The organism is Aeromonas molluscorum 848 (assembly GCF_000388115.1).
Classification (GTDB): Bacteria; Pseudomonadota; Gammaproteobacteria; order Enterobacterales; family Aeromonadaceae; genus Aeromonas; species Aeromonas molluscorum.
In genome coordinates this window covers 1-10,514 of record NZ_AQGQ01000140.1, presented here as the reverse complement: position 1 = coordinate 10,514, position 10,514 = coordinate 1, and the positions used below count along the sequence as shown (strand labels likewise).

Below are 10,514 nucleotides of genomic sequence, written 5' to 3'. Positions count from 1 at the left end.
CCTTCGCGATCCAGCCCTGGCCCGAGGCGGCCGAGTCGTTGCAGATGCCCCCATGCAGCACTGGATCGGACCGGCGCGCGCCGAGCGCCCCTTCGAGTTGTGTGCCCTCTACCCGCACCTGCGCGATGCCTACTGGCTCTCGGTCAATCAGGGCATGGTGGAAGAGGCCAGGCGGCTCGGGGTCGGGCTCAGGGTTCATGAAGCGGGAGGCTACGCCGCCCAGGACGAGCAGGCGCGCCAGCTGGCAGAGTGTGTCCGGGAGGGGAGCGATGCCATCTTGCTCGGCGCCGTCGATGGCCCGACGCTGGCAGAGGCCATTGGCCAGAGTCCGCTGCCGGTGTTTGGCCTGGTCAATGCCCTGCCCCCCGAGCAGGTCGTCGCCCAGGTCGGTGTGCCCTGGTATCAGATGGGCTGGCGCATCGGCCACTGGCTGGCCGAGCGCCATCCGGCCGGTACGCCGACGAGGCGGGTCGCCCTCTTGCCGGGGCCCGAGGGCCGAGGCGGCAACAACCTGGTCGAGCCCGGCTTTGCCACCGCCATTGCCGGCAGTGCCATCGAGCTGGTCGAAACACTGCGCGGCGACAACAGCCGCGAGATCCAGCGCAGTCTGGTGCAACGGCTGCTGACCCGCCACCCGAACCTCGACTATCTGGTGGGGGGCGCCATGGCGGCTGAAGTGGCGGTCAACGAGCTGGCACGGCGTCCCCCATCGGCTCCGCACTCCAACCCGCAACCCCGCGCCCCGGCCGTGCTCGCCATCTACTTCAGTCACGGGGTGGAGCGCGCCCTGCTGCGCGGCAAGCTGGCACTGGCCAACAGCGATCAGATGCGCGAGCAGGGCCGCCTGGCCGTCGCCCAGGCCGTCTGTCTGTTGCAGCGGCCCGCTGCCAGCGAGGCCCAATGCCCTCGCCACATGGGGCCCGCCATCCTCACCCTGGCAGGCCCCCTGCCGGCGCGTCGCAGCACCCTCTCGGATCCGGCCTTTCGCCCCGTCTATCGGGTCGAACCCAGCCTCAGCCCCACCGCCCCCTAAACCCGCTCCCCTGGGCTCGTCCCTGCTCCAGGGGCCTCGGCCAGAGTCGACGCCGGGTACTGAAAAGCACCAGATGCCAAACAGGCAGCTCACGGGATCCCGCGAGAGGTTGAAACTGAATGGGAGCTGTACAGGGTTTCAATTGTTGCTTATTTGTACCGAAACCAGACCCTCGTCATGGTTCCCCGAGCAAGCCGCTCGTATGATGCTCATACGAACCTTTTCTGTGGTTGCCGGATGGCGCACTGGTAGGAGACAGCGGATGACCAGTATCAGACTCAAGCCTGCCTATCTTAACCTCTATCCCGAGTTTGCCCTCGCCTGCCGCCGCGATGCCTGGTGCATCAATCATGGCAACACCACCGGCTTTGATGAACAGCAGACCCGAGTCTGGCTCGATACCCTGGCCCGGGAACAGCCCCAGGGTCTGCTGTACCTCTGGCACCATGACAGCCCCATAGGCCAGCTTGAGCTGGCGCCCGCCATGGCACGCATGGATGGCAGCCTGGGGGGATACATCTATCTGCTTTATCTGGTGCCGCAATGGCGGGGCCGCGGCCTGGGGCGCTGGTTGCTGGAACAGGCGCTGCAACAGATCCGCGCCGCCGGCAGCACCTCGGCCGGGTTGCGTTACCTGCCGACGAATCTCGCCGCCGAGCCTTTCTGTCTGCGCCAAGGCTGGCGCAAAGAGGGGCCGGTCGACGAGCAAGGCCAACTGCTCGTCAAGGATCTGATCCCCCTGATGCCCACCACGCGCTATGCCAATGCCAATGCCACTTAATCTGAAGAGGAACTCACCATGAGCAACCCCCTGTTTTTACTGATAGTGCTGGCCTTTTTCATCTTCTATTGGGTCTACTATTGTGACGGCCGCAAACGGGCCAACCGAGCCGGTTGGCAGGCCCTGCCGACCCGGGAACAATATCTGGCCCAGCACCCCGACGCCTTGGTCGATGACCAGATAGCCTGTCACCACTGCCACCATCGGGATCTACAGGCCCAGGGACTGGTTCATCTCGCCGACTTTCGCCATCAGTACGTCTGCCCTCACTGCCATCAGGTCTTGTTCAGAACCCAATAATGGGGGATCAGCCAGCTGCCCAGCAGCAACATGGGATTAAACGTGCCGTGAAAACCGGGCCTCGCGGGTTGAAAAGATGTCCAAGGGAGAGGCGTCCTCAGGAAAAACGGCGTACATAGAGGAGGTCGGTCACGAGAGAGCCATCCGATGGCGAGCAGAGAGCCATGAAACAACTTAGCAGCAGCTGCCTGTGCGGCGCCATAGTGCTGCGTCTGCCAGACGCGTTCGATTATATGGGGCATTGTCACTGCGGCGGGTGCCACAAGTTTTCGGGGGCCGACTACGCCACCGTGGGTGGCCTGGATGCCGACAAGGTCGAGCTGATGAAGGGAGGTGCGGCGCGGGCCCTCTATCAGAAGTCCGCCGAGCCCCAACTCGCCTTCTGCCGTCACTGCGGCTCCAGCCTCTATCCCCTCAAGCGAAGCAGCGGCAAGCTGAACCTGCGCCTGAGCTGCCTCGATGAGGCGCCGAGCATGAGCCCCGGTTTTCACCTCTTTGTCGGATCCAGGGCCCCCTGGCACGAGATGAACGATACCCGGCCCCAGTTCGAGACCCACCCCTGATACGCACCAGCTAGCGGCTCAGGGTTGCAGCTCGGCGGCGAACAGATAACCCTCGCCGTGCACAGTGACGAACAGCTGGGGATCCCGGGGGTCTGGTTCCATCTTGCCGCGCAGGCGACGGATCAGCACATCTATGGTGCGATCGCTCGGCCCGTCGCCACGGTGGCTGATGAGTGAGAGGATCCGCTCCCGGCTCAGCACCCGCCCGGGGTGGGCGACGAAGGCCACCAGCAGCTCGTACTCCGCCTTGGTCAGACGCACGGGCACCCCATCCTTGCTGAGCTGACGGCGGGGAATGTCGAAACGCCAGGGGCCAAAGCGCACCGCATCATCCCCCTCATCCTGGGGCTGATTGCCTGCCAGCGAGATGCGCCACAGCAGATTCTTGACCCGCACCAGCAGCTCGCGCAGCTCGAACGGCTTGGTGACATAGTCATCGGCCCCCATCTCGAGGCCGACTATCCTGTCCACGGCATCGCTGCGCCCCGTCACCAATATGATGCCGACCCGGCTCTGGGCCCTGAGCTCCCGGGTCAGCAGCAGGCCATCCTCCCCGGGCAAGTTGATATCGAGCATGATGAGGGAGACGCTCTCCCGCACCATCAGGGCCCGCATCTCCCTGCCATCACCCGCCGCGCTCACCCGATAGCCTTCACGTTCGAAATAGCCGACCAGCTTCTCGCGGGTCACGGCATCGTCTTCAACAACCAGAATATGAGGGCGCATCGGCAAATTCCACAGCAGTAACAGGGCCATTATTCTATTCATATTTTGTCATAAATACCCCTATTTCATTAATTTCCCCCGCCAACCCTGTTCACAGCTTCCCCCTATCATGACCCCCATCAAAAAAGTCATAAGAGCAAACACTCATGAAAAAACTGTGGCAATTCCTGCGCACCCCCAGCCGGCGCTGGTCCGTGCTGGCCCTGGTGCTGGTCGGGGTTGGCGTGACCCTGGCAGGCTCGGTGGGTCTGCATTACGGCTTCGAGAAGACCAGCAGCCTAGAGTTTTGTGTCTCCTGTCACACCATGGAGAGCACCGTCTACCCCGAGTACAAGGAGTCGGTGCATTTCAAGAATGCCTCCGGCGTCCAGGCCATCTGCACCGATTGTCATCAGCCGAAAGACTTCGTCGGCAAGGTGGCCCGCAAGATGGAGGCGGCCAACGATCTCTACCAGCAGTACATCGGCCACAGCATAGATACCCAGGAGAAGTTCGAGGACAGGCGCTTGCACCTGGCCGAACGGGTCTGGGCACGGATGAGCAGCCAGAACTCCAAGACCTGCAAATCCTGTCACAGCTACGACAACATGGACCACGCCAAGCAATCTCCCGCCGCGGCCCTGGCCATGAAGGATGCCGCCGCCAAGAACATGAACTGCATCGAGTGCCACAAGGGCATAGCCCACGAGCTGCCCAACATGGCCGGCGGCTTCAGGGCCAGTTTCGCCACATTGAAAGCGCAAGCCACCGAGGCGCCCGCCGCCGAGGTGCTCTACAGCCTGGGCGAGAAGGACTTGTTTGCCAGCCAGACGGCGAGCGAGCCGGCCGGGCGTCTGCTGCCCGCCTCCCGTATCGAGGTACTGGAACGCAGTGGCGATCGGCTCAAGGTCAACATCGAAGGCTGGCGCGAACGTGACGGCAAGGGTCGGGTACTGAGCGAGTACATGGGCAAGCGGGTCTTCGTCGCCACGGTGCGCGATGAGCTCAAGGCCGGTGAGCAGATCCTCGCCGAGCAGACAGACGCGGCAACCCATATCCAGTGGCAGCAGGTCAAGGTCACCGCCTGGGTCGATGGCCAGGGGCTCGAACCCTCACTCAAACCCATCTGGGACTATGCCGGCGAGATGTACAAATCCACCTGCAACTCCTGCCACGGAGCGCCGGATCCGGCTCACTTCACCGCCAATGGCTGGATCTCGGGGCTCAAGGCGATGTCGGCCTACTACCGCCTCAGCAAAGAGGAAGAGCGCACCCTGCTCAAGTACCTGCAGAGCCACGCCGCCGATACCGGTGGTCAGGGCCAGCACTAACCCAGTCTTAGAGAGAGGACACACACAATGATCTCAGTTTCCCGACGTGGTTTTCTGGGGGGCATGCTGGCCGGTGGTGCGGCAGCCCTGATCGGCCCCTCCCTGCTGGGGCGCGCGGTACAGGCCGCCGAGGCCCAGGACAAGCTGGTATTGTCAGGCTCCCACTGGGGCGCATTTCGCGCCCGGGTGGTCGAGGGGCGCTGGGTCGAGACCCGCCCCTTCGAGCACGACAAGCACCCGACCGAGATGCTGCAAGGCTTGCGGGAGGTGGTCTACAACCCCTCCCGGGTACGCTATCCCATGGTGCGCCTGGACTGGCTGCGCAAGGGGCACCTCTCTGACACCCGAGAGCGTGGCCAGAACCGCTTCGTACGCGTCAGCTGGTCCCAGGCCCTGGACTTCTTCTATCACGAGCTGGAGCGAGTGCAGAACAGCCATGGTCCGAGTGCCCTCTATGCCGGCCACTCCGGCTGGCAGTCGGTGGGCAAGTTCCACTCCGCCGGGGCCATGCTGGGGCGCGCCATGAACCTGCACGGTACTTATCTGGCCAAGGCGGGGGACTACTCCACCGGCGCCGCCCAGGTGATCCTGCCCCATGTGGCGGGCGCCATGGAGGTGTACGAGCAGCAGACCTCCTGGCCCCTGGTGCTGGAGCACAGCAAGACCATAGTCATATGGGGCTCAGATCCCATCAAGAACCTGCAGGTGGGCTGGCTGGTGCCGGACCACGGGGTCTATGCCTATTGGGAGCAACTCAGGGAGAAGGTCGCCAAGGGCGAGATCCGGGTGATCAGCGTCGATCCGGTCAAATCCAAGACCCAGAAGTTCCTCGGCTGCGAACAGGTTGCCCTCAACCCCCAGACGGATCTGCCCTTGATGCTGGCGCTGGCGCACACCCTGCACAGCGAGGAATTGCACGACGCCAGGTTCCTCAAGGAGTACACCACCGGCTATAACAAGTTCCTGCCTTACTTGCTGGGGGAGCAGGACGGTCAAGCCAAGGACGCCGACTGGGCTGCACCGCTCTGCGGGCTGGATGCCGACACCATACGCGCCCTGGCACGGACCATGGCGAGCGGCCGTACCCAGCTCATCGGTGGCTGGTGTGTTCAGCGCATGCACCATGGTGAACAGTACGCCTGGATGCTGGTGGTACTGGCCGCCATGCTGGGCCAGATCGGCCTGCCCGGCGGCGGCTTTGGTTTCGGCTGGCACTACAACGGCGCCGGCACCATCACCTCGAACGGCCCCGTCATGTCCGGCTTCAGCTCGGTCATTCCCGGCGCCAAGCCGCTGCACGATGGCGACTTCAAGGGCTACTCCAAGTTCATCCCGGTAGCCCGCTTCGTCGACTGCATCCTCAACCCGGGCAAGACCATCGACTTCAATGGCCAGACCATCACCTACCCGGAGATGAGGATGGCGGTGTTCTGCGGCAACAACCCCTTCCACCATCAGCAAGATCGCAACAAGATGATTGCCGCCTGGCGCAAGCTGGAAACCGTGGTCAGCATCGATCACCAGTGGACGGCCAGCTGCCGCTTCGCCGACATAGTGCTGCCCGCCACCACCACCTATGAGCGTGACGACATAGAGCAGTGGGGCTCCCATGCCAATGCCGGCATCCTGGCCATGCACAAGATAGTGGAGCCCCTGTTCGAGGCCCGCGATGACTACGACATCTTCGCCGATCTGTGCCGCCGCTTCGATCGCGAGCAGCAGTTCACCGGCGGCAAGAGCAAGCTGGAGTGGATCCAGAGCATCTATGACGACGCCCGCCTGCAGGGCCGCGGCATCGGCATCCGTCTGCCCCGCTTCAGCCAGTTCTGGCACGGTGAAGGCTTCGTCAGCTTCCCGGCCGGGGAACCCTGGGTGCGCCACGCCGCCTTCCGCCAGGAACCAGATCTGGAGCCGCTCGGCACGCCTTCTGGCCTCATCGAGATCTACTCCAAGACCATCGCCGACTTCGGCTATGCCGATTGCCCCGGTCACCCGGTCTGGATCGAACCCTATGAGCGCTCCCACGGCGGCCCGGGCAGCCAGCGCTACCCGCTGCACCTGCAATCCTGCCACCCGGACAAGCGGCTGCACAGCCAGCTCTGCTCCTCGGACAGCTACCGCGCCAGTTACACGATACAGGGGCGAGAGCCGCTCTACATGGGCCCGGCAGATGCCAAGGCGCGCGGTCTCAAAGATGGCGATCTGGTGCGCGCATTCAATGCCCGTGGTCAGGTCCTGGCGGGACTGGTGGTGAGCGAGGACTACGCCCCTGGTGTGGTGCGCATTCATGAGGGCGCCTGGTACGGCCCTCAGGAAGGTGGCAAGGTCGGCACCCTGTGCACCTATGGCGACCCCAATGTGCTCACCGCCGACATCGGCGCATCGCGCCTCTCCCAGGCCACCACGGCGCACACCGCCCTGGTGGACGTCGAGAAGTTCGATGGCGCCATCCCGGCCATCACCGCCTTTGGTACTCCCGAAACGGCCGAGGGGATAGATCCCATGTTCCCGGCCCGGGCGGCGACTCAGCCCGGCTAGCCTGAGTCAAAAGGGACCCCACGGTTTCCTTTATTGCCAAAGTCGTTAGAATCGGGGGCCACCACGGCTCCCGATTGTCATCAACGGAGGAAAAATGCAGGAATTTCTGGCCACAAGTGAACGCAGGGCCGAACTCTACTGGTGGTTTGCCACCCTGTTTGCCGCCGAACTGTCTGATGAGCAGATCGCAGAATACGATAGCTACGACGTGCGCAGCTTCTTGAAGAGTCTCTCGACCCTGGATCCCATGCGCGATGCGGTGGCCGAACTCAATGAGGCCATCGCACGCCTGTTGGTGCGCACCGACCGCCAGCTGGAACTGGCCGCCGACTTCGCCGGCCTCTTCCTCAGCGACCCCAAGCAAGGGGTGCCGCCTTATGAATCCCTCTATCGCGGCGAAGGGCACTTGTTGATGCAAGCGCCGATGACGCTGATGCAGGCTCGCCTCACCCGCCTTGGCATCAACGTCAGCGACAAGTACAAGGAGCCGGAAGATCACCTGGCCATCGAGCTGGATCTGATGGGCAACCTCATCATTCGTGCCGCCGAGGCAGACAAGGCCGATGAGCGCAGCCGCTGGCTCGCCGAACAGGATGAGCTGCTGCACGAGCACCTGCTCGGCTGGTTCAACCGCTTCGAACAAGGGTGCCACGCCAAGGACAAATTCGGCTTCTATGGCGCCTGTGCCCGCCTGCTCGGGGTCTTCCTCGTCATGGATGCCAATTACCTCGGCCTGGTTCAAGGCCAGGAGTCCTGAGTCATGAAAACGGCCCTGTTGCTCATCGTCTGCTGGCTACTCGCCCTGATCCCGAGCGAACAGGGCCTGACCCCCCTCATCACACTGCTGTTTGACAACAACCGTGATCTCTATGGCAGCGCCCAGCTCACCGGGTTTGGCGGTGTGCTCTTGACCCTGTATCTCGCCAATCTGGGCGTGGAAGTGGTGCTGCGCCGCCGTTTTCAGCTGGCGGGCATGCTGACCCTGCTGGTCGCCTGGGTCGCCTTCATCAACTGCTATCAGGGTGACCCCAACTGGTGGCTGCTGTGGGCGCTGGCGCTGCCTTTCCATATCCTCAGCCTGCTGGTGCTGGTGCGCGGCATTCAGGCATTTGGCCGCCAGAAAGGCTAACCCGGACGGGCCTGCCCCCTGCCAACCAGCTTTCCTGTAATAATCACTTTCGGCGCAGTGCCTAGCTCGCTCTCCAACATGCGTCCGGCCCCTCACCCCAGCCTCAACCCTGTTAAATGCGCCGTTTGAAACACTAAATGGGCGCTAGCGCACGGCTATCCAAAAGTCTAATTGCCCTCCCCCGGCAAAGGTATAAGTTGTTATGTAATTATTAGGAAGATGTATTCAAAGGAGTGAACAATGAGCGAGCACAAGGTCTACCCGGTCAAATCCCACATCAGCCAGGACGCCTTGCTGGACAAGGCTGGCTATGAGGCCATGTATCAGGCCTCGGTGCAGGATCCAGACGCTTTCTGGGGAGAGCAAGGCAAGATCCTCGACTGGATGACGCCCTACACCAAGGTCAAGAACAGCTCCTACGATCCCGGTCACGTCTCCATCAAATGGTTCGAAGATGGCCAGCTCAACGTCTCCGCCAACTGCCTGGACAGGCACCTGGCCCAGCGTGGCGACAAAGTCGCCATCATCTGGGAAGGGGACAATCCGGCCGAGGATCGCAAGCTGACCTATCGCGAGCTGCATGGTGAAGTGTGCAAGTTTGCCAACGTGCTCAAAGCCCAAGGGGTCAAACGCGGCGATGTGGTCTGTCTCTACATGCCCATGGTGCCGGAAGCGGCCGTGGCCATGCTGGCCTGTACCCGTATCGGCGCAGTTCACTCCATCGTCTTTGGCGGCTTCTCGCCCGAGGCCCTGGCCGGTCGCATCATAGACTCCGGCTCCTCCATCGTCATTACCGCCGATGAGGGACTGCGCGGCGGCCGTGCCGTGCCCCTCAAGAAGAACGTCGACGACGCCCTTGCCAACCCCGAGACCCGTATCGAGAAGGTCATTGTACTCAAACGAACTGGCGGTCAGGTTGCCTGGCACAGCGCGCGGGATATCTGGTGGCACGATGCCATGGCCACGGCGAGCAGCGACTGTCCGCCCGAGGCCATGAATGCCGAAGATCCTCTGTTCGTGCTCTATACCTCGGGCTCGACCGGCAAACCCAAGGGCGTACTGCACACCACGGGCGGCTATCTGGTCTATGCCGCGCTCACCTTCAAATACGTATTCGATTACCACGAAGAGGACATCTACTGGTGTACCGCCGATGTGGGCTGGGTCACGGGTCACTCCTATCTGGTCTACGGGCCCCTGGCCAACGGTGCCACTACCATCATGTTCGAAGGGGTGCCCAACTATCCGGCCACCAATCGCATGAGCCAGGTAGTCGACAAACACAACGTCAGCATCCTCTATACGGCGCCGACCGCGATCCGTGCCCTGATGGCCAAAGGCAAAGAGGCCATCGAAGGCACCTCCCGTTCGAGCCTGCGCATCATGGGCTCCGTGGGTGAACCCATCAACCCGGAAGCCTGGGAGTGGTATTACCGCACCATAGGTGACGAGCGTTGCCCCATCGTCGATACCTGGTGGCAGACCGAGACCGGCGGCATACTGATAAGCCCGCTGCCCGGCGTCACCGATCTCAAACCTGGCTCGGCCACTCGCCCCTTCTTCGGGGTGCAGCCGGCGCTGGTCGACAACCTGGGCGAGGTGCTCGAAGGCGCCACCGAAGGCAATCTGGTGATCACCGACTCCTGGCCGGGCCAGATGCGTACCGTGTTCGGCGATCACGAGCGCTTCGAGCAGACCTACTTCTCCACCTTCCCCGGTCGTTACTTCACCGGCGACGGTGCCCGTCGCGACGAAGACGGCTACTACTGGATCACCGGGCGGGTCGATGATGTACTGAACGTCTCCGGCCACCGCATGGGCACCGCCGAGATAGAGTCGGCCCTGGTCGCCCATCCCAAGATTGCCGAAGCGGCGGTGGTCGGTGTCCCCCACGAGATCAAGGGCCAGGGCATCTATGCCTATGTCACCCTGATTGCCGGGGAAGAGCCGAGCCGCGAGTTGCATAAAGAGGTGAAGGAGTGGGTGCGCAAGGAGATTGGCGCCATCGCCACCCCGGACGTGATCCACTGGGCCGAGGGGCTGCCCAAGACCCGCTCCGGCAAGATCATGCGCCGTATCCTGCGCAAGATTGCCACCGGCGAGACCGACAGTCTGGGAGATATCTCCACCCTAG

At 62.9% G+C, this 10,514-nt stretch carries 9 protein-coding genes and 1 pseudogene; 9 read left to right on the top strand and 1 reads right to left on the bottom strand.

What is annotated here, in order from left to right; translation table 11 throughout:
• Window positions 1-8 precede the first annotated feature (8 nt).
• From torT to G113_RS15820, 4 genes and pseudogenes are all read left to right on the top strand, one after another.
• Window positions 9-1,033 (top strand): annotated as a pseudogene (gene torT, locus G113_RS15835) (TMAO reductase system periplasmic protein TorT).
• Between the two features lie 262 nt (window positions 1,034-1,295).
• The gene (locus G113_RS15830; protein ID WP_005906767.1) at window positions 1,296-1,814 is read left to right on the top strand and encodes a GNAT family N-acetyltransferase; all 519 of its coding nucleotides are present in this window, start codon (window positions 1,296-1,298) and stop codon (window positions 1,812-1,814) included.
• Between the two features lie 18 nt (window positions 1,815-1,832).
• A complete protein-coding gene (locus tag G113_RS15825) occupies window positions 1,833-2,114 on the top strand; it encodes a paraquat-inducible protein A (protein WP_005906765.1) in 282 nt (93 codons plus the stop codon).
• Between the two features lie 164 nt (window positions 2,115-2,278).
• Window positions 2,279-2,677, top strand: coding sequence for a GFA family protein (locus G113_RS15820; RefSeq protein WP_005906762.1), 399 nt, complete (start codon window positions 2,279-2,281; stop codon window positions 2,675-2,677).
• Between the two features lie 18 nt (window positions 2,678-2,695).
• Here G113_RS15820 and torR read toward each other — a convergent pair whose 3' ends face one another.
• Window positions 2,696-3,403 carry a two-component system response regulator TorR gene (gene torR / locus G113_RS15815; protein ID WP_005906760.1) on the bottom strand — a complete coding sequence of 236 codons (708 nt, stop codon included), beginning with the start codon at window positions 3,401-3,403 and terminating at the stop codon, window positions 2,696-2,698.
• A gap of 146 nt (window positions 3,404-3,549) precedes the next feature.
• Between torR and torC the strand changes: the two genes are divergently transcribed.
• The 5 genes from torC to acs all read left to right on the top strand — a co-directional run.
• The gene (gene torC, locus G113_RS15810) at window positions 3,550-4,713 is read left to right on the top strand and encodes a pentaheme c-type cytochrome TorC (protein WP_005906758.1); all 1,164 of its coding nucleotides are present in this window, start codon (window positions 3,550-3,552) and stop codon (window positions 4,711-4,713) included.
• Between the two features lie 27 nt (window positions 4,714-4,740).
• Window positions 4,741-7,251 (top strand): trimethylamine-N-oxide reductase TorA, encoded by a 2,511-nt coding sequence (torA, locus tag G113_RS15805; RefSeq protein WP_005906756.1) that lies wholly within the window; start codon window positions 4,741-4,743, stop codon window positions 7,249-7,251.
• 94 nt (window positions 7,252-7,345) lie between these two features.
• Window positions 7,346-8,008: a molecular chaperone TorD gene (torD, locus tag G113_RS15800; RefSeq protein WP_005906754.1), complete on the top strand. Its 663-nt coding sequence runs from the start codon at window positions 7,346-7,348 to the stop codon at window positions 8,006-8,008.
• Between the two features lie 3 nt (window positions 8,009-8,011).
• Window positions 8,012-8,380, top strand: coding sequence for a hypothetical protein (locus G113_RS15795; protein ID WP_005906752.1), 369 nt, complete (start codon window positions 8,012-8,014; stop codon window positions 8,378-8,380).
• A gap of 240 nt (window positions 8,381-8,620) precedes the next feature.
• Window positions 8,621-10,514: acetate--CoA ligase (gene acs, locus G113_RS15790; RefSeq protein WP_005906750.1), on the top strand; the 1,894-nt coding region annotated here is incomplete at its 3' end.

Bases quoted from the DNA above. Each gene is read 5' to 3' on its own strand.
- G113_RS15830 (WP_005906767.1), top strand. From the start codon at position 1,296: ATGACCAGTATCAGACTCAAGCCTGCCTATCTTAACCTCTATCCCGAG.
- G113_RS15825 (WP_005906765.1), top strand. From the start codon at position 1,833: ATGAGCAACCCCCTGTTTTTACTGATAGTGCTGGCCTTTTTCATCTTC.
- G113_RS15820 (WP_005906762.1), top strand. From the start codon at position 2,279: ATGAAACAACTTAGCAGCAGCTGCCTGTGCGGCGCCATAGTGCTGCGT.
- torR (WP_005906760.1), bottom strand. From the start codon at position 3,403: ATGCGCCCTCATATTCTGGTTGTTGAAGACGATGCCGTGACCCGCGAG.
- torC (WP_005906758.1), top strand. From the start codon at position 3,550: ATGAAAAAACTGTGGCAATTCCTGCGCACCCCCAGCCGGCGCTGGTCC.
- torA (WP_005906756.1), top strand. From the start codon at position 4,741: ATGATCTCAGTTTCCCGACGTGGTTTTCTGGGGGGCATGCTGGCCGGT.
- torD (WP_005906754.1), top strand. From the start codon at position 7,346: ATGCAGGAATTTCTGGCCACAAGTGAACGCAGGGCCGAACTCTACTGG.
- G113_RS15795 (WP_005906752.1), top strand. From the start codon at position 8,012: ATGAAAACGGCCCTGTTGCTCATCGTCTGCTGGCTACTCGCCCTGATC.